The 20571-nt window shown below is 41.6% G+C and carries 20 protein-coding genes and 1 tRNA gene; all 21 read right to left on the bottom strand.

Going from position 1 to position 20571, the window contains the following annotated elements; all coding sequences use genetic code 11:
- Positions 1 to 8: 8 nt before the first annotated feature.
- The 21 genes from rpsC to N7974_RS03205 all read right to left on the bottom strand — a co-directional run bounded on the left by rpsC (position 9) and on the right by N7974_RS03205 (position 20549).
- Positions 9 to 680, bottom strand: coding sequence for a 30S ribosomal protein S3 (gene rpsC, locus N7974_RS03305; protein WP_243219945.1), 672 nt, complete (start codon positions 678 to 680; stop codon positions 9 to 11).
- A 9-nt stretch (positions 681 to 689) separates the two neighbouring features.
- The gene (gene rplV / locus N7974_RS03300; protein WP_262964343.1) at positions 690 to 1025 is read right to left on the bottom strand and encodes a 50S ribosomal protein L22; all 336 of its coding nucleotides are present in this window, start codon (positions 1023 to 1025) and stop codon (positions 690 to 692) included.
- 6 nt (positions 1026 to 1031) lie between these two features.
- Positions 1032 to 1304 (bottom strand): 30S ribosomal protein S19, encoded by a 273-nt coding sequence (gene rpsS, locus N7974_RS03295; protein WP_243219946.1) that lies wholly within the window; start codon positions 1302 to 1304, stop codon positions 1032 to 1034.
- Positions 1305 to 1316: 12 nt separating this feature from the next.
- Positions 1317 to 2144, bottom strand: coding sequence for a 50S ribosomal protein L2 (rplB, locus tag N7974_RS03290; protein WP_243219950.1), 828 nt, complete (start codon positions 2142 to 2144; stop codon positions 1317 to 1319).
- Positions 2145 to 2183: 39 nt separating this feature from the next.
- Positions 2184 to 2483, bottom strand: coding sequence for a 50S ribosomal protein L23 (gene rplW, locus N7974_RS03285; protein WP_262964246.1), 300 nt, complete (start codon positions 2481 to 2483; stop codon positions 2184 to 2186).
- Entirely contained in the window at positions 2480 to 3100 is a 621-nt protein-coding gene (rplD, locus tag N7974_RS03280) for a 50S ribosomal protein L4 (protein WP_262964245.1), read from the bottom strand. Before rplD ends, rplW begins: the two co-directional genes overlap by 4 nt.
- Positions 3101 to 3103: 3 nt before the next feature.
- The gene (gene rplC / locus N7974_RS03275; RefSeq protein WP_262964244.1) at positions 3104 to 3754 is read right to left on the bottom strand and encodes a 50S ribosomal protein L3; all 651 of its coding nucleotides are present in this window, start codon (positions 3752 to 3754) and stop codon (positions 3104 to 3106) included.
- Positions 3755 to 3771: 17 nt separating this feature from the next.
- Complete coding sequence (gene rpsJ, locus N7974_RS03270) at positions 3772 to 4083, bottom strand: 30S ribosomal protein S10 (protein WP_006890490.1); 312 nt, start codon at positions 4081 to 4083, stop codon at positions 3772 to 3774.
- 5 nt (positions 4084 to 4088) lie between these two features.
- Positions 4089 to 5279 (bottom strand): elongation factor Tu, encoded by a 1191-nt coding sequence (tuf, locus tag N7974_RS03265; protein ID WP_243219960.1) that lies wholly within the window; start codon positions 5277 to 5279, stop codon positions 4089 to 4091.
- 27 nt (positions 5280 to 5306) lie between these two features.
- The gene (fusA, locus tag N7974_RS03260) at positions 5307 to 7358 is read right to left on the bottom strand and encodes an elongation factor G (RefSeq protein WP_394813030.1); all 2052 of its coding nucleotides are present in this window, start codon (positions 7356 to 7358) and stop codon (positions 5307 to 5309) included.
- A 75-nt stretch (positions 7359 to 7433) separates the two neighbouring features.
- Entirely contained in the window at positions 7434 to 7904 is a 471-nt protein-coding gene (gene rpsG / locus N7974_RS03255; RefSeq protein WP_243219972.1) for a 30S ribosomal protein S7, read from the bottom strand.
- A 16-nt stretch (positions 7905 to 7920) separates the two neighbouring features.
- Complete coding sequence (gene rpsL / locus N7974_RS03250) at positions 7921 to 8295, bottom strand: 30S ribosomal protein S12 (RefSeq protein WP_262964242.1); 375 nt, start codon at positions 8293 to 8295, stop codon at positions 7921 to 7923.
- Between the two features lie 184 nt (positions 8296 to 8479).
- Entirely contained in the window at positions 8480 to 12673 is a 4194-nt protein-coding gene (rpoC, locus tag N7974_RS03245; protein ID WP_262964241.1) for a DNA-directed RNA polymerase subunit beta', read from the bottom strand.
- Between the two features lie 250 nt (positions 12674 to 12923).
- Entirely contained in the window at positions 12924 to 17015 is a 4092-nt protein-coding gene (gene rpoB, locus N7974_RS03240; protein WP_262964342.1) for a DNA-directed RNA polymerase subunit beta, read from the bottom strand.
- Positions 17016 to 17154: 139 nt separating this feature from the next.
- On the bottom strand, positions 17155 to 17523 hold the full coding sequence (gene rplL, locus N7974_RS03235) for a 50S ribosomal protein L7/L12 (RefSeq protein WP_243219983.1): 369 nt from the start codon (positions 17521 to 17523) through the stop codon (positions 17155 to 17157).
- A 47-nt stretch (positions 17524 to 17570) separates the two neighbouring features.
- Entirely contained in the window at positions 17571 to 18068 is a 498-nt protein-coding gene (rplJ, locus tag N7974_RS03230) for a 50S ribosomal protein L10 (protein WP_262964240.1), read from the bottom strand.
- A gap of 184 nt (positions 18069 to 18252) precedes the next feature.
- Positions 18253 to 18948 (bottom strand): 50S ribosomal protein L1, encoded by a 696-nt coding sequence (rplA, locus tag N7974_RS03225; protein ID WP_262964239.1) that lies wholly within the window; start codon positions 18946 to 18948, stop codon positions 18253 to 18255.
- Complete coding sequence (rplK, locus tag N7974_RS03220; RefSeq protein WP_243219989.1) at positions 18948 to 19379, bottom strand: 50S ribosomal protein L11; 432 nt, start codon at positions 19377 to 19379, stop codon at positions 18948 to 18950. Before rplK ends, rplA begins: the two co-directional genes overlap by 1 nt.
- Positions 19380 to 19496: 117 nt before the next feature.
- On the bottom strand, positions 19497 to 20030 hold the full coding sequence (gene nusG / locus N7974_RS03215; protein ID WP_243220002.1) for a transcription termination/antitermination protein NusG: 534 nt from the start codon (positions 20028 to 20030) through the stop codon (positions 19497 to 19499).
- A gap of 4 nt (positions 20031 to 20034) precedes the next feature.
- A complete protein-coding gene (gene secE / locus N7974_RS03210; protein WP_262964238.1) occupies positions 20035 to 20430 on the bottom strand; it encodes a preprotein translocase subunit SecE in 396 nt (131 codons plus the stop codon).
- A gap of 43 nt (positions 20431 to 20473) precedes the next feature.
- A tRNA-Trp gene (locus tag N7974_RS03205) sits at positions 20474 to 20549 on the bottom strand.
- Positions 20550 to 20571: the final 22 nt, after the last annotated feature.

Below are 20571 nucleotides of genomic sequence, written 5' to 3'. Positions count from 1 at the left end.
TCCTTCAACTATTTCTTGGAGTCAGAATTAATAGACGCCATATGGGCATCCATGTCGAATACTTCGCCTTTGAATATCCACACCTTGATGCCAATAATTCCATAGGTAGTATGTGCTTCTGCAGTTGCATAATCTATGTCTGCACGTAGGGTATGCAAAGGCACTCGGCCTTCTCTGTACCACTCGCTACGTGCGATTTCAGCACCATTTAAGCGACCACCTACATTCACCTTAATACCTTCAGCACCCAGACGCATAGTATTAGTTACTGCACGCTTCATTGCCCGGCGATACATGATTCTTTTTTCAAGCTGTTGAGCTACGCCTTCGGCAACTAATTGAGCATCTAACTCAGGCTTTCTAATCTCTTCAACATTAAGTTGAACAGGAATGCCAATCATTTTAGATATTTCTTGCCTCAAAGCATCAATATCCTCGCCTTTCTTTCCAATAACAATACCAGGACGTGCCGTATGTATAGTTATCTGTGCATTATTAGCCGGACGATTAATCTGTATACGACTTACAGATGCATGAGCTAATTTTTTCTTTATAAATGCTCTGACTGTTAAATCTTGAAGCAGGAAAACTGAATAATCCTGACTATTTGCATACCATCTTGAATTCCAATCCTTTACAATTCCAAGGCGTATACCTGTTGGATGTACCTTTTGACCCATTTTCTGCCCCTACTCGAATTCTGAGACTTTAACTGTAATATGGCAGGTTCTTTTAAGGATATGGTTCGCATTCCCTTTAGCTCTTGCCCTGAATCTTTTCATGGTCGCCCCTTCATTAACAAAAACGGTAGACACTCTTAATTCATCAATATCTGCACTTTCATTATGTTCTGCGTTAGCTATAGCCGACTCCAGAATTTTTTTGAATATACCTGCAGCTTTTTTTGAACTAAACTTTAATGTATTTAGCGCTTTTTCAACCGACATACCACGAATTTGATCACCAACTAATCTCGCTTTTTGCGCTGACAAGGGGGCGTTATTTAATTTTGCTGAAATTTCCATCATAACCTACCTAGACTTCTTGTCAGCCACGTGGCCTCTATACGTTCGAGTTGGAGCAAACTCACCTAATTTATGCCCGACCATATTCTCAGAAATGAGAACGGGAATATGCAGCCGTCCATTATGGATTGCAATAGTTAAGCCCAGCATATCTGGAATAATCATTGATCTTCTTGACCATGTTTTAATCGGTTTCCGATTATTAATACTTACAGCATCTTCAACTTTTTTTAGAAGATGATGATCAATAAAAGGACCTTTTTTAATTGAACGCGGCACGCTAATTCCTCTCTATTTCTGCTTACGACGTCTGATAATCATATTATCAGTACGTTTGTTTTTTCTTGTTTTGTATCCCTTGGTTGGCATACCCCAAGGTGACACAGGATGTCTACCACCTGATGTACGACCCTCACCACCACCATGCGGATGGTCAACCGGATTCATTACTACACCACGAACAGTAGGACGAACACCTCGCCATCTTGACGCTCCTGCTTTACCAAGAGAAGTCAGATTATGCTCGGAGTTTGATACCTCACCAATTACAGCGCGACAATCAGCCATAACTTTACGCATTTCGCCTGAACGCATTCTGATGGTAGCATGCGCACCATCTCTAGCAACCAATTGCACAGATGTGCCTGCGCTTCTGGCAATTTGCGCACCCTTGCCTGGCTGTAGCTCAACGCAGTGCACAGTGGTACCCATAGGGATGTTTCTTAGAGGCATGCAATTGCCAGCCTTGACAGGAACAGTTTCTGATGAAAGAACTTCCTGCCCAATCACCAAACCTTTTGGTGCAATAATATATCTACGCTCACCATCTTTAAACAGAACCAAAGCAATATTTGCAGTTCTATTCGGATCGTATTCCAGACGCTCAACTATAGCAGGAATATCAAATTTATTCCTTTTAAAATCAATGATACGGTAGTGTTGCTTATGACCACCACCAATATGACGCGTTGTTATACGTCCTTGATTATTACGACCGCCACTTTTGCTTTTTTTACTTAGCAAAGGTGCGTATGGTTTGCCTTTATGTAATTCATCATTTTTTACGCGAACTACAAACCGTGATCCCGGTGACGTCGGTTTTGATTTTACAATCGCCATGCTTTCTACCGTTTCCTATTGATCTATCACTTTAATAAATTAAGCAGCAGAGAATTCTATGTCATTACCAGGCTTAAGCTTTACGTAAGCTTTTTTCCAATCTGATCTTTTGCCCGGCGACTTGCCAACTCTTTTCTGCTTTCCTTTAACATTCAAAACATGAACAGAATCAACTTCTACAGCGAACATTAATTCCACAGCATCTTTAACTTGTTTTTTTGTTGCAGCTTTCTGAACCTTAAAAACAAATTGATTGTTTTTCTCAGCGGCATTAGTACTCTTTTCAGAGATAATTGGCGACTGAAGGACTCCTGCTAACTGATATTTGTTAATACTCATGCCAAGCGCTCCTCTAATTGCTTCAGCGCGCCTGGTGTAGCTATTACTTTATCGGCCGAAACCAATAGCACTGGATTTAAATTTACAGCTTCTATAACTTGTACATAAGGAATATTTCTTGAAGCCAATGCCAGATTTGCATCTACATTTTCAACAACAATTAATATTCGCTTGGCGTCAATTTGCTTTATTTTCTCATTAAACTCTTTAGTCTTAGTCGTAGTAGGAACTATATCACTACTCACCACCAGACGATCTTGCCTAAGTAATTCTGACAAAATTGAACGCACACCGACCCGAAACATTTTTTTATTTAGCTTCTGCTCATACGACCTTGGCCTTGCAGCAAACGCAACACCACCAGTACGCCAAATTGGACTTCTTATTGTACCAGATCTTGCGCGGCCCGTCCCTTTTTGTCTCCATGGCTTAGACCCACCACCACTTACATCTGATCGTGTTTTTTGAGCCTTAGTACCCGCACGAGCTCCAGCTAGATAGCGAGTCACCAATTGATGGACTAATGTTTCATTAAAAGACTGACCAAAAATAGCTTCGGCTACCTCTACTTTTCCAGAAGAGTCTTGTTCATTTAAAGCAGGTATTTGCAAACCCATGGCTTAACCTTTATTTCGCATTTTCATGGCGGGTGTAATTACTACATCTCCGCCTTTAGCACCAGGCACTGCGCCTTTTACTAAAATTAAATTTCTTTCTGTATCAATTGCATGAATAGTAAGGTTCTGAATGGTAGTTTTCACATTACCAAGATGACCTTCCATTTTTTTGCCTTTAAATACACGCCCTGGTGTTTGACACATACCAATAGAACCAAGCACTCTGTGTGAGCGCGAGTTACCATGCGTAGCATCCTGCATGCTAAAATGATGCCGCTTTATTCCACCAGCAAAACCTTTACCGATACTTTTTCCCTGCACATCAACAACTTGACCTGCGGAAAAAATGTCTAGTGATAATTGAGAGCCTGCAACAAGATCAGCACCTTCACTATCTTCAAGCCTGAATTCCCAAAGTCCACGCCCAGCAGTCAAATTAGCAGCAGCATAATGACCTGCCATTGCTTTATTAACTCTTGAAGACTTTTTATCACCAGCAGCTACTTGTATTGAACGGTAACCGTCAACATCAACACTTTTAACCTGAGTAACTCTATTAGAATCAATCTGAAGAACAGTAACAGGTACCGACGAACCATCTTCACAAAAAACTCTGGTCATACCACATTTACGACCTATAAGACCTATTGACATCTGCCAATCCCTCTATTTTAATTCAATTTTATCTGGACATCAACACCAGCTGCAAGATCCAACTTCATCAATGCATCTACGGTTTTTTCAGTTGGCTCAACGATATCCAGCAATCTTTTATATGTTCTTAATTCATATTGATCCCGCGCATCTTTATTAACATGCGGAGAAATCAAAATTGTAAAGCGTTCTTTCTTAGTAGGCAAAGGGATAGGGCCTTTTACTTGAGCACCTGTTCTCCTTGCTGTTTCTACTATCTCACCAGCCGATTGATCAATCAGTTTGTGATCAAATGATTTCAAACGGATTCTGATAGTTTGATTAGACATGTTTATTACTCGATTATTGATGCAACAACGCCCGCACCTACTGTACGACCACCTTCACGAATTGCGAAACGCAAGCCGTCTTCCATAGCGATCGGTGAAATCAATTTAACTTTTACAGATATATTGTCACCAGGCATTACCATTTCAACGCCTTCTGGCAGATCAACCGCACCGGTTACATCAGTAGTTCTGAAGTAAAATTGTGGACGATAACCATTAAAGAATGGTGTATGACGACCGCCTTCATCTTTTGACAATATATAAATTTCTGCGTTGAAAAACGCGTGTGGCTTAATAGTGCCTTTGTGTGCCAAAACTTGACCACGCTCTACGTCGTCTCTTTTGGTACCTCTCAATAACAAACCAACGTTATCGCCAGCCTCACCTTGATCAAGCAATTTACGGAACATTTCAACACCGGTAACAGTGGTTGTTACTGTTGGTCGAATACCAACGATTTCAACTTCCTGACCAACCTTGATAATACCACGCTCTATACGACCGGTTACTACCGTACCACGACCTGAAATAGAGAATACATCTTCAATAGGCATCAAGAACGCACCATCGATTGCTCTTTCCGGCAAAGGAATGTAAGTATCCAGAGCCTCCACCAACTTAATAACTGAAGGCATGCCGATTTCACTTTCATCGCCTTGCAATGCAAGTAGCGCCGAACCTCTGATGATAGGAGTATCATCGCCTGGAAATTCGTACATATCCAGCAATTCTCTCAATTCCATTTCAACCAATTCGATCAACTCTTCATCGTCAACCATATCAGCTTTATTGAGGAATACCACAACATAAGGAACACCAACTTGCCTTGATAACAGGATGTGCTCTCTGGTTTGCGGCATAGGACCGTCAGCAGCTGAACAGACCAAAATGGCACCATCCATTTGCGCCGCACCGGTGATCATGTTCTTTACATAATCAGCATGACCTGGACAGTCAACGTGAGCATAATGGCGAACCGCAGATTCATATTCTACGTGTGACGTAGCAATGGTGATACCGCGAGCACGCTCTTCAGGTGCATTATCAATCTGGTCAAATGCTTTAACTGCACCACCGTGCAATTTAGCCATTACCGTTGTTAAAGCAGCAGTTAGCGTTGTTTTGCCGTGGTCAACGTGACCGATTGTGCCCACGTTTACGTGGGGCTTACTACGTGAAAATTTTTCTTTGGCCATGAGTTAATACCTTTATATTATTCAATTTTATGAAGATTTTCTAATGATTGCTTCCGCTATATTAGCAGGAGTTTCATTGTATTTTTCAAACTGCATACTGTATGTAGCTCGCCCCTGTGTTGCTGAACGCAAATCAGTTGCATAACCAAACATTTCCGACAACGGCACTTCGCAGCTAACTGCTTTACCTGATGGTGTATCTTCCATACCCTGAATTATGCCACGCCGCCTATTGATATCACCAACAACATCACCCATATACTCTTCAGGTGTAGCTATTTCAACTCGCATTATAGGCTCTAACAAGACAGGATCTGCTTTTTTTGCACCTTCTCTGAAACACATAGAGCCGGCAATTTTAAAAGCTATTTCATTCGAATCTACATCATGATAGGAACCATCAAATATAGACACTTTTACATCTAAAATGGGATATCCCGCAATAACACCACATTTTAACTGCTCTTGCACTCCTTTATCAACAGCTGGTATATATTCTTTAGGAACAACTCCACCAACAATTTCGTTGACAAACTCGTAACCCGCACCTGCTTCTTGTGGCTCAATTCGTAACCAGACATGGCCATACTGACCTCGACCTCCGGATTGCCTTACGAATTTACTTTCATGCTCTACTGACTTACGAATTGTCTCCCTATAGGCAACCTGTGGCGCACCAACATTAGCCTCAACATTAAATTCCCTTTTCATTCGATCAACAATAATTTCCAAATGAAGCTCGCCCATGCCTGATATTATCACCTGACCTGACTCTTCATCAGTATGCACACGAAACGAAGGATCTTCCTGGGCCAGCTTACTTAGAGCCACGCCCATCCTGTCTTGATCAGCTTTAGTCTTGGGCTCGACCGCAACAGAAATAACTGGATCAGGAAACTGCATACGCTCAAGAACAATAACTGAATTAAGATCACACAAAGTATCTCCGGTAGTAACATCCTTAAGACCTATTGCAGCAGCAATATCTCCAGCACAAACAACCTTAACTTCTTCTCGGCTATTAGCATGCATTTGTACTATGCGCCCAATCCGCTCTTTTTTCATTTTAACCGAGTTATAAATACTATCTCCGGAATTTAAAACCCCAGAGTAAACCCTAAAAAAAGTTAGCGTACCAACAAAGGGATCAGTCGCAATTTTAAATGCTAAAGCAGAGAATGGCTCTTGATCAGAAGCAGGTCTGCGAACCTCAGTAACTTCATCTTCAAGCAAACCTTTTATAGCTTCAACATCTGTAGGAGCAGGCAGATACTCAATTACCGCGTCTAACATTGCTTGAACGCCTTTATTTTTAAAGGCAGAACCACAAAATGCCGGAACAATCTGGTTCGCTAAAGTACGAATACGAATACCTTTTCTTATTTCTTCATTGGTCAGATACCCATCTACAAGGTATTTTTCCATCAACTCTTCATTAGCTTCAGCTGCCGCCTCTATCATATGCTCCCTCCACTTTTCGCAGAGATCTTGCATATCAACCGGAATTTCTTTTTCTTCAAAAGTCATCCCTAAATTGGCTTCATTCCAGAACAACGCCTTCATCTTAATAAGATCGACAACACCAGAAAAGCTATCTTCTGCACCAATGGGTAATTGCATAGGAACTGCATTACTACCCAAACGAACTTTTATTTGCGCAATGACTCGCAAAAAATCAGCTCCGGAACGGTCCATTTTATTAACAAAAACCAGACGAGGAACACTGTATTTATCCGCCTGACGCCAAACAGTTTCTGACTGGGGCTCAACGCCGCCAACAGCACAAAACAGCGCACATGCACCATCTAGAACACGCAACGAACGCTCAACTTCAATAGTAAAATCTACATGCCCGGGGGTATCGATGATATTAATCCGATGTTGCGGAAACTGTTTTTCCATCCCACTCCAAAAACAAGTTGTCGCAGCAGAAGTTATCGTAATACCACGCTCTTGCTCTTGGGCCATCCAGTCCATTGTTGCCGCACCATCATGCACCTCTCCGATTTTATGAGAGACACCGGTATAGTACAATATGCGCTCTGTCGTCGTCGTTTTACCCGCATCAATATGAGCCATTATGCCAATATTACGATAGCGTTCTATTAGAGTTTTACGCACTTTTACTATACAGCTTTCAAGATGTCTCGTTGATTACCAACGATAATGCGAGAAGGCTTTATTAGCCTCAGCCATTCTATGGGTATCTTCTCTTTTCTTGGCTGCTGAGCCTCTGCTTTCAAAAGCATCCATTAACTCACCAGCTAACTTTGACGACATATTCCTTTCATTTCTCTTACGTGAAGCGTCAATCAACCATCTCATGGCCAGAGCCATGCGACGGGAAGGACGAACCTCAACTGGAACCTGGTATGTAGCACCACCAACACGACGAGATTTAACCTCGACTCTTGGCTGAACGTTTTCCAGAGCTTTTGATAATATTTCTAATGGTTCGCTATGACCTTTGCTTTCAATTACATCCAAAGCACCATAAACGATCCCTTCAGCAATAGATTTTTTGCCGCTTTCCATTATCATATTCATAAACTTGGTCAACATAATGCTGCCAAATCTTGGATCAGGAATGATTTCTCTTTTTGTAGCAACTCTTCTTCTTGACATTTCTCACCAACTCACTTTAACTTTTAGGTCGTTTAGTTCCGTATTTGGAGCGACCGCACTTTCTGTTATTTACACCTGAAGCATCCAAGCTACCGCGGACTACATGGTATCTTACACCAGGTAAATCCTTGACCCGTCCACCCCTAATCAAAACAACAGAATGCTCCTGAAGATTATGACCTTCACCACCAATGTAACTACTCACTTCAGCGCCGTTAGTCAACCTTACTCTTGCCACCTTACGCAGGGCCGAGTTTGGTTTTTTAGGTGTCGTGGTATAAACACGTGTACATACACCCCTGCGCTGAGGACACGCCTCTAACGCTGGAACATTGCTTTTTTCTACTTTTCTAGCGCGTGGCTTTCGAACTAATTGGTTGATCGTGGCCATATCTTTGTTTACTCCGATATACAATTTAACTGTCAGTTGATAAATCAACCATTAATCAAAAAATTTCCAATGGTTAATTTGCTTTTCGACCTGACCTAAGCACGTTGGCTTATGTGAGCAGAACATAATACTTGTTATTACTCGTCAGGTCAAGTTCATTTTTTTTAAAATACTTACATTATATTCAAACGTTCAACGCTTGCTTAAGAGCCTCTTCTACATCTCCAGCATCAACAGCAACCGATGCATCACTATCTACAGCTTGGTTCTGAGCAAACCTGTTTTTTCTGTTTTCATGATAAGCCAGACCGGTTCCAGCAGGAATTAATCGACCGACAATAACGTTTTCTTTTAATCCCTGAAGACCATCACTCAACCCACGCACAGCAGCGTCAGTCAGTACTCGTGTTGTTTCCTGAAAAGAAGCGGCCGATATAAATGATTCAGTTGCTAATGATGCTTTAGTAATACCTAACAATATAGATTCATAACTGGCAGGAATCTTACCTTCACTTTCCATTTTGTCATTTTCGACTCTCATCGCTGCACGCTCAACCTGCTCACCTTTCAAAAAGTCGGTATCACCAGATGCTGTAATCTCAACTTTTCTAAGCATTTGACGTATGATTGCTTCAATATGCTTGTCATTAATCTTTACACCCTGCAATCGATAAACGTCTTGGATTTCCTTAACCAGATAGTTAGCCAATTCCTCTATACCTCTCAACCTGAGAATGTCATGAGGAGTTAGTTCACCTTCTGCAATAGTCTCACCTTTTTCTACGTACTCACCTTCAAATACAGTGATATGGCGCCATTTTGGTATCAGGGTCTCAATCAGATCACCAACGGCATCAGTAATGATAACCCGTTGCTTACCTTTAGTTTCTTTACCAAATGAAATAGTACCACTGGTCTCCGCAAGAATTGCCGGATCCTTTGTTTTACGAGCCTCGAATAAATCGGCAACACGAGGCAAACCACCAGTAATATCTCTGGTTTTACTGGATTCTTGCGGAATCCTTGCCAATACATCACCCACCTTGACTTCACCACCATCCTTAATACCAGCAATAGCACCTGCAGGTAAGAAATACTGCGCAGGAATTTCTGTACCCGGCAAATAGATTGTGTTGCCTTCACTATCCGATAATTTGACCATTGGACGCAATTCTTTACCTGCAGAACCACGCTGTTTTGGATCGGTAACGACCAACGAACTCAAGCCGGTAACTTCGTCAGATTGTTTCTGCACAGTCACGCCATCAATAAAATCTTTGAGCTCAACAATACCTTCAACTTCTGTAATAACAGGATGGGTAAATGGATCCCAAGTAACAATAATATCTCCTGCGTTAATCTTTGAACCTTCTTGAACCGAAAGCACAGATCCATAAGGAATTTTATAGCGCTCTCTTTCGCGACCATAATCATCTACCACACCTACTTCGCCTGATCTTGAAACTGCAACAAGCTTACCTTCGCGGTTAATTACTGACTTTAGATTGTTCAGACGCACTATGCCGGCAGACTTCACCTGTACGCTACTAATGGCAACAGACCTTGATGCTGCACCACCAATATGGAAGGTACGCATGGTTAACTGAGTACCTGGCTCGCCAATCGATTGTGCAGCAATAACACCCACTGCCTCACCGATATTCACCAAATGCCCGCGCCCTAAATCACGACCATAACAAGCAGCACAAACTCCATGTCTATTTTCACAGGTAATAATTGAACGAACTAATACCTGATCAATACTTTGCTCTTCAAGAATCGCAACCCAATGCTCATCCAACAAAGTTTTTGCGGGTACTATTATGTTTTCCCCAGACGCATCCATTATGTCATCAACAGCAACCCTACCCAGCACACGCTCGGACAATGGCTCAACTACATCGCCACCCTCAATAATGGGTGTCATAATTAAACCGTTAGAAGTACCACAATCATTGCCGGTAATAACCAAATCCTGCGCAACATCCACTAATCGTCGCGTCAAATATCCTGAGTTAGCTGTTTTCAAAGCGGTATCAGCAAGGCCTTTACGCGCTCCGTGAGTAGAAATAAAGTATTGCAGTACGTCAAGACCTTCTCTAAAGTTAGCGGTAATTGGCGTTTCAATAATGGAACCATCAGGTTTTGCCATCAAACCACGCATACCTGCCAACTGACGAATCTGGGCGGCAGAACCCCGCGCACCAGATTCAGCCATCATAAAGATTGAATTGAACGATTTTTGTTTTACTGTATTACCTTCAGCATCAACAACAGACTCTTCACCCAACCCGTCCATCATTACCTTGGCAACTTGATCATTAGCGTGCGACCAAATATCAACAACTTTATTATATCGCTCACCATCAGTAACCAAACCAGAGGCATACTGACTTTGAATTTCATTAACCTCCTTATCAGCTGCTTTAATAATATCGACCTTTTTAGCGGGTATTGCCATGTCTTCGATACCAAACGATACCCCGGAAATCGTTGCATATCTGAAGCCCAAATACATCAATTGGTCAGCCAATACGACAGTGTCTTTGTTACCCAAGTAACGGTAACTGTAATTTATTAACCGTGAGATGTTCTTTTTGGTCATATCACAATTCACTAAATCATAAGGCATACGCTCAGGAACGACCTCCCAAATTAACGCACGACCTACAGTAGTATGTACCCTGTGAGTCTTATCTTCAGCTTCACCCTGCTCATTGATCACTTTTTCAGTAATACGCAATTGTATTTTTGATTGCAATTCTACCGATTTAGCCAATAAAGCCTTATGAATTTCACCAACACTGACAAATATACTTCCGTCGCCTTTAGCGTTTATTTTTTCACGACTAATATAATAAAGCCCTAATACCACATCCTGCGACGGGTTAATAACAGGCTCACCATTAGCCGGTGATAAAATATTATTAGTTGCCATCATCAATGTTCTGGCTTCTATCTGCGCTTCTATAGACAGCGGAATATGCACAGCCATCTGATCGCCGTCAAAATCGGCGTTAAATGCGCTACACACCAATGGATGCAACTGAATTGCCTTACCTTCAATTAAGGTAGGTTCAAATGCCTGAATACCTAATCGATGTAGCGTTGGCGCACGATTTAATAAAATCGGATGCTCACGAATAACTTCTTCCAGTATATCCCATACTTCGGCACCCTCTCTTTCAACCATTTTCTTTGCAGCTTTAATGGTTGTAGCAAGCCCACGAAATTGTAATTTACTGAATATAAATGGTTTAAACAGCTCTAATGCCATCTTTTTAGGCAGCCCACATTGATGCAGCCTTAACGTAGGACCTACAACAATAACCGAGCGACCTGAATAATCAACACGCTTACCTAGCAAATTTTGCCTAAAGCGTCCTTGCTTACCTTTAATCATGTCAGCCAAGGATTTCAGTGGACGCCTGTTGGTTCCAGTAATCGCTCTGCCGCGACGACCGTTATCCAACAACGCATCAACAGATTCCTGCAACATACGTTTTTCATTACGAACAATAATATCGGGAGCGTTTAAGTCCAACAAACGATTCAACCGATTGTTTCTGTTAATAACACGACGATATAAGTCATTTAAATCAGAGGTAGCAAAACGGCCGCCATCTAAAGGCACCAATGGCCGTAACTCAGGAGGCAACACAGGTAGTACTTTTAGAATCATCCACTCTGGACGATTCTTTGAACTCAATAACGCATCCATAACCTTAAGACGCTTTGAGTATTTTTTTATTTTGGTTTCTGAATTAGTTGAATTTATTTCTTCACGAAGCGTATTAACTTGCTCTTTTAAGTCAATAGCTTTCAGCAAATCATAAATTGCTTCTGCGCCCATTTTGGCAACAAAATCATCGCCATGTAAATCCACAGCATCAAGATACTCATCATCGGTTAATAACTGCCCTTTTTCTAGCGGAGTCATACCTGGATCGAGAATAACGAAGGATTCGAAATATAAAACCCGTTCAATTTCGCGCAGTGTCATGTCCAATAACAGCGCTATTCTTGAGGGCAGTGATTTTAAAAACCAAATATGCGCCACAGGACTGGCTAAATCAATATGCCCCATTCTTTCACGGCGAACTTTTGACAATGTGACTTCTACGCCACATTTTTCACAAATAACGCCACGATGCTTAAGGCGCTTATATTTACCACAAAGGCACTCATAATCACTGACAGGACCAAAAATTTTAGCGCAAAATAAACCATCACGCTCAGGCTTAAAAGTACGATAATTAATTGTTTCAGGTTTTTTTACTTCACCATAAGACCAGGAACGGATCATGTCTGGTGATGCCAAGCCTATACTGATTCCATCGAAATCATCAGCACGACCTTGACGCTTTAAGAAATTCATTAAATCTTTCAAGAGCTTGTCCTCTTTAAATAGTTTCTGGCGTAGTCCAGAACAGACTTAGGCGCGATATGTGCGCCTCTACAGTACAAATTTCGGTATTGCCCAGATTAAATGACCGGCTTAAAAGAGCACTTAATTTAGGTATAAGCAATTTAGATAAATGGTTTATTTTATTAAAGCACTAAATCCCTTATAAACAAAAGTAGAGATGCTGCCTCGCAACATCTCTATCTCTAGCCAGGATATTATCCTACTCCCGGTGTAATTCTATGTTTACTGCCAATGAACGAATTTCTTTAATCAAAACATTAAAAGATTCCGGCATACCCGCTTCCATTTTATGATCACCGTCGACGATGTTTTTATACATACGCGTTCTACCTGTAACATCATCTGATTTAACAGTCAGCATTTCCTGCAAGGTATAGGCTGCACCATAAGCTTCTAAAGCCCAGACTTCCATTTCTCCAAAACGTTGACCGCCGAATTGTGCTTTTCCGCCTAATGGTTGCTGGGTAACAAGACTATAAGGCCCTGTTGACCGTGCATGCATCTTATCATCAACCAAGTGATTCAACTTCAGCATATACATGTAACCTACGGTAACTTCCCGTTCAAACGGCTCACCGGTCAAACCATCATAAAGCGTAACTTGTCCATGCTCAGGCAAATCTGCCAACTTCAACATGGCACGAATTTCATCTTCACTGGCACCGTCAAATACGGGTGTCGCCATTGGTACTCCAGCAACCAGGTTCCCCGCCATTTCCAAAATTTCCTTATCGGAAAATGAAGCCAGATCTTCTTGACGCCCACTGCTATTATAGATTTTATCGAGATACTCTCTGATAGCAGTTACTTTTTCTTTCTCTGCTTCATATTTAGCCTCAAGCATTTTACCGATCTTGATTCCCAAGCCTTTTGCAGCCCAGCCTAAATGTGTTTCAAGCACCTGACCTACGTTCATCCGCGAAGGCACACCCAGAGGGTTTAAAACAATATCCACTGGATTGCCATCAGCGGTATAAGGCATATCTTCAATAGGTCTGATCATGGAAATAACACCTTTATTTCCATGACGGCCAGCCATCTTATCGCCTGGCTGTATGCGTCGCTTAACAGCCAAATATACCTTGACCATCTTTAGTACACCCGGAGCCAAATCATCGCCCATGGTTATTTTTTTACGTTTAATTTCGAACTTTTCATCAAAATCTTTTCTTTGCTGTTCAACTTGAGTAACAACAGTTTCCAACTGAAGATTAATATCCTCATCTTTCATTTTGATTTTTAGCCACTCTGAATGCCTTAAGCCATTCAAATAAGCTTGCGTTACTTCAGTACCTGCTTTATGTCCACCGGGTCCTGCTTGGGCAACTTTGCCTACCAGCATTCTGGCAACACGAGCGAAAATATCTTCTTCCAGAATTTTAAGCTGATCATCCAGATCTTTTCTGTAACGCTTAATCTCTTCCTGCTCAATATCAAGAGCGCGCTTGTCTTTCTTTACGCCATCACGAGTAAATACCTGAACATCAATAACCGTACCCTCAATACTACCAGGAACACGTAATGACGTATCTTTTACATCGGCGGCTTTTTCACCAAAAATTGCACGTAATAGTTTTTCTTCGGGTGTTAATTGAGTCTCACCTTTTGGCGTGACTTTACCCACCAAGATATCACCACCTTTGACTTCGGCTCCTACGTATACAATTCCCGAAGCGTCAAGTTTGGACAAGGCTTCTTCGCTGACATTAGGAATATCGGCCGTAATTTCTTCCGGACTATGTTTGGTATCTCTGGCAACGCATGTTTTTTCTTCGATGTGAATCGTAGTAAAACGGTCTTCTTTAACAACACGCTCGGATACTAAAATAGAATCCTCAAAGTTATAGCCATTCCAGGGCATAAACGCGACCAACATATTCTGACCCAAAGCCAACTCGCCCATATCGGTAGACGGTCCATCAGCCATAATATCACCTGCATTAACTATATCGCCAGGCTTCACCAAAGGCTTTTGATTAATACAAGTATTTTGATTTGAGCGCGTATATTTGGTCAGGTTATAAATATCAACACCCGGAGCACCTGTTTCGGTTTCCGTGTCGTTGACGCGCACAACGATTCTTGCGGCATCCACAGCTTCAATACTACCGCCACGAGCAGCAACTACTGTTACTCCTGAGTCTTTGGCAACAATTCTTTCCATACCCGTACCCACTAATGGCTTTTCAGCTCTTAATGTAGGAACAGCCTGACGTTGCATGTTAGAACCCATCAAGGCACGGTTAGCATCATCATGTTCAAGAAACGGAATAATAGATGCCGCAACTGATACAATCTGCTTTGAAGAGACGTCCATGTACTGCACAGTATCAGACATTGCCAAAGCAAATTCATCCTTATGACGACAGGACACCAAACCTTCTACCAATTTGCCTTTTTCATCAACGGCAACACTGGCCTGAGCAATAACAAACTCACCCTCTTCAATAGCAGAAAGGTAATCGACTTCATCAGTTACTACACCATTAATTACTTTTCTATAAGGTGTTTCCAAGAAACCGTAACCATTGGTACGAGCATATACTGATAACGAATTAATTAAACCAATGTTTGGCCCTTCAGGCGTTTCAATTGGGCAGACACGACCATAATGAGTAGCATGTACGTCACGAACTTCAAAACCGGCACGTTCTCTTGCCAAACCGCCAGGTCCCAAAGCAGATACACGGCGCTTATGAGTCACTTGCGATAATGGATTATTTTGATCCATAAACTGCGACAACTGACTTGAGCCGAAAAATTCTTTAACGGCAGCAGAAACAGGCTTTGCATTAATAATTTCTTGCGGCATCAAGCCTTCAGAATCAGCCAACGTCAATCGCTCTTTAACGGCGCGCTCAACCCGAACCAAACCAACACGAAATTGATTTTCAATCATCTCACCAACAGAACGTACCCGCCTATTACCTAAATGATCAATATCGTCAACAGTGCCATTACCATTACGAATAGCGATTAATTCTTTAAGGGCATCAATAATATCTTCTTTGGTTAACGTACCCGGACCTGTCGTTTCTTCACGACCCAGGCGACGATTAAATTTCATTCTACCAACGGTAGACAAATCATATCGTTCGTCAGTAAAAAATAAATTCTGAAATAAATTCTCGGCAGATTCTTTAGTCGGTGGCTCGCCAGGACGCATCATACGATAGATCTCAACTAATGCCTCTAAAGCATTTGAGGTTGTATCTATTTTCATTGCATTACTGATGTACGGGCCATTGTCCAGGTCGTTAACAAACAGGGTATTAATTTCAGTAATACCACTTTCTATACATCGCTCTATCACAGGAGATGTCAGTACATCATTAACACTGGCAACTAACTCGCCTGTTGATTGATCAACAAGATTATGACCAAGAATTTTACCCACCAGATACTCTCTGGGAACGTCAACTTCAGTCAACCCGGCTTTGTTCATCTCGCGAATATGCTTGGCAGTGATTCGACGCCCCTCTTCTACCAAAACCTGGTCGTTATGCTTAATATCAAATGCTGCAATTTCGCCACGCATTCTTTCAGGAACAATATTAAACAGGCATTTTTGTGCAGTTAAGGTAAATTTGTTAGTTTCGAAGAAAATTTTAATCATTTCTTCGTTATCGTAACCTAAACCTCTTAATAAAATCGTTGCTGGTATTTTTCTGCGGCGATCAATCCGCACATAAACACAGTCTTTATGATCAAATTCAAAATCAAGCCAAGAACCGCGATACGGAATTACCCGGGCATTGAATAATAACTTTCCTGATGAATGAGTCTTACCTTTATCATGATCAAAGAATACACCTGGCGAACGATGCAACTGCGACACAATAACACGCTCAGTGCCGTTGATAACAAAAGTGCCATTATCAGTCATTAAGGGCAATTCACCCATATAGACTTCTTGCTCGCGAATGTCTTTAACAACCTTGGCATTAGCAGAGGCTTCTTTATCATAGATAACCAGACGCACTAATACGCGTAAAGGAGCAGCATAAGTCGCCCCTCTTTGCTGACACTCTCTTACGTCAAAAGTGGGCTCACCCAACCTATACCTAACATATTCCAGCACAGCATAGCCAGAATGACTATCAATAGGAAAAACACTGGAGAATGCGGCATGCAATCCAGTGTCCAAGCGCTTTTCAGGCGTAACGCCAGATTGCAAAAAGCCGGCATATGAATTAATCTGAGTTGCCAAGAGATAGGGAACCTCAAGTACCTCAGTACTTTTCCCAAAGTTATTTCGAATACGCTTTTTTTCGGTAAAAGAGTAGGACATATCGCTTCCAAACCTTTTCGTCATGAATTATTTCTACTGTGTATTTGTTACAAACAGTAAAAGGCCGGTGACATAGTGCCACCAGCCATACTTAAGTAGAGACACTATAAATGTGTCTCTTCAGTTTCGTCAAAATTTATTATTTAATTTCGACAGTAGCGCCAGCATCAGTCAGCTGCTTTTTAATATCTTCAGCTTCAGCTTTAGGGATACCTTCTTTTAGAACTGTAGGAACGCCTTCAACTGCATCTTTGGCTTCTTTTAAGCCTAAACCAGTGATACTACGCACTGTTTTAATAACAGCAACCTTATTTGCACCAAAAGATGTCAAAATAACATCAAATTCTGTTTGCTCTTCAACTACTGCGGCAGCCGCACTAGGAGCAGCAGCAACTGCAGCAGCTGCAGATACGCCGAACTTTTCTTCCATTGCTGAAATTAAATCAACAATTTCCATAACAGTCATGCTGGATACTGCTTCTAAGATATCGGCTTGTGAAATCGCCATTGTGTATTCCTCTAAAATAATTTGGTTTTAAACTGGATATATAGTGTTTATGCGGCTTCTTGCATTTGTTCTTTAACGGCTGCCAAGGTACGCACAAATTTCTCTACAGGTGCCTTCATTACAGACATCAACATACTGATACCTTGATCGCGTGTAGGCAGACTTGCCAATCGAGCAAGCTCAGACCCGTCAAACGCCTGACCACCAATAGCAACAATCTTGGTAATTAATTTGTCATGTGTTTTGGCAAAGTTACTGATCAAACGTCCGGCAGAACCAGGATCTTCCATAGAAAATGCAATTAATAATGGACCTGTCAGCCCATCTTGCATACATTCAAATTCCGTTCCCGCAACAGCGCGTTTTGCCAATGTATTTTTAACTACACGTAGATAAACGCCAGTCTCTCTCGCCGTTTTACGTAGTTCAGTTAATTCCGTGACAGTTAGTCCACGATACTCTGCTACAACAGCAGAATGTGCTTTTGCAGCGAATTGAGCTACTTCTTCTACGACAGCTTTTTTGCCGTCTAAATTTAGTGCCACAGCTTAGCTCCGGTATTTTTCTGGTATTCCCAGAATTAATAAAACACATCTTTTCAGATGCCCCTTACGGCCTCTCCCCTTATTCAGGTTCAATTCCCGTCTACGCAGGAAAATTAAGTTCTACAACCCCTGCGGTCTTTGACGGTTACCGTGCTAAACGGCAACCGAAAGTCTTTTATATTTTTTAGCTTGCAATACTACTTGCGTCTAGCCATAGACCTGGGCCCATAGTTGAAGACAAGGTTATCTTTTTAATATAAATACCTTTTGCAGCTGTCGGCTTGGCTTTTCTTAAGTCTGACAACAACGCTTCCAAGTTTCCTTGAATATCGGCCACATCAAAAGTAACCTTGCCTAATGTGCAGTGAATAATACCTGCTTTATCAGTTCGGTAACGCACCTGTCCGGATTTAGCATTTTTTACAGCTGTAGCGACATCTGCAGTTACCGTACCTACTTTAGGATTTGGCATCAAACCTCTAGGACCTAAAATCTGACCTAACTGTCCAACGACTCTCATCGCATCAGGGGACGCAATAACCACATCAAAGTCCATTTGGCCTTTTTTAACCAACTCAGCAAGATCTTCCATACCAACAATATCAGCACCTGCAGCTTTTGCTGCATCTGCGTTCGGGCCTTGAGTAAATACCGCCACGCGAACTGTTTTTCCTGTACCATTTGGAAGCACAGTCGCTCCACGTACATTCTGATCAGATTTACGTGGATCAACACCTAAATTAACACTAACATCAATGGCTTCATTAAACTTTGCAGTACCTAGTTCTTTCAATATTTGCACTGCTTCAGTGACTGAATATTGCTTAGCTCTATCGACCTTACTTTTAATTAGCTTTGCTTTTTTTGATAACTTAGCCATTACAAACCCTCCACAGTCAGGCCCATGCTACGCGCACTACCTGCAATTGTTTTTATCGCTGCTTCAAGATTTGCTGCATTCAAATCTTCCATTTTTGTTTTAGCTATTTCTTCCAATTGCGCCACAGTCACTGTGCCGACTTTTTTGGTATTGGGGTTACTACTACCACTTTTTATACCTACCGCTTTCTTCAGTAGAATTGAAGCTGGAGGAGTTTTTGTAATAAAAGTAAAGCTACGATCGCTATAAACTGTAATAACAACGGGAAGAGGCAAGCCTTTTTCTACATCTTGTGTTTTGGCATTAAATGCTTTACAAAACTCCATGATATTTACACCACGCTGACCTAACGCAGGCCCTACTGGTGGACTTGGGTTAGCTTCACCTGCTTTTACTTGCAGTTTTATATATGCTGTTATTTTTTTTGCCATTTTTTACTCCAATATGGGTACAAACGCTTTTCAGCTCCCCCTAGACACAAAAATCTCTGCCTTACTCAGACAAAGATTCGGTAAAACAAAACAAACGCAATGTTTACGTTTTTTATATCAGCCTTTTTCGACCTGCCCAAAACCCAACTCAACCGATGTTGACCTGCCAAAAATAAGCACTGATATTTTTAATTTATTTTTTTCGTAATTAACTTCTTCAACAACGCCATTAAAGTCCTTAAATGGGCCATCAATTACCCTAATTACTTCTCCAGCCTCAAATAAAGTTTTAGGCCGAGGTTTATTAACGCCTTCTTCTACCCTATTAAGTATGGATAAAGCTTCTTTTTCTGAGATAGGTGCAGGACGATCTGAAGTTCCACCAATAAAACCTAATACCCTGGGAACGTCTTTAACCAAATGCCATGTCTCATCAGTCAACTCCATCTGAACAAGGACATAACCAGGAAAAAATTTTCTTTCACTTTTACGTTGTTGCCCCATACGCATCTCAACAATTTCTTCGGTAGGGACGAGAATTTTCCCGAAACAATGTTCAAGACCTTCTCTCTTTATCCTGTCTTCCAATGCTTGCTTAACTTTATTTTCAAAGTTTGAGTAGGCGTGAACAACATACCAACGTAGCGCCATTACCTTACCCCTGACCAGTCAAATAACGAACACCCCAGAAGAGGAACATATCCAACAACCAGAGAATCAACCCAACAATAAACACCATAGCGAATACTAGCAAGGTAGTGCGAATAGTTTCTTCGCGAGTCGGCCACACTACCTTCCTGACTTCTTGGCGGGATTCTAGTGCGAAACCCCAAACATCACGACCCAATCCAGTAGTCAACAGCATACTTAATGCAACCAACATGACAGCAACCAAGCCCAGGACTCGATATAATAGACGGACTTCTTTGAAAGAAGAATGATCTGCTGAGAAATAGTAGAATGCTGCTATACCAGCGACTATCAGGACAACAGAAAAAACCTGCTTGACAATATCAGCAACTGATGCTGCCGGCTCTGCTTGAGTATTCATGTGTATTTATTATTATAAGAAATATCGATTTGTTTAATCTGACTGGCAGGCCAGGAGGGGCTCGAACCCCCAACCAGCGGTTTTGGAGACCGCCATTCTACCAATTGAACTACTGACCTATTCAGACAAACTTTACAGAAC

The organism is Methylobacter psychrophilus (genome assembly GCF_025583945.1).
Classification (GTDB): Bacteria; Pseudomonadota; Gammaproteobacteria; order Methylococcales; family Methylomonadaceae; genus Methylobacter_C; species Methylobacter_C psychrophilus.
Note: the sequence above shows the minus strand (reverse complement) of the source record. Positions and strands in the feature narration are given on the sequence as shown.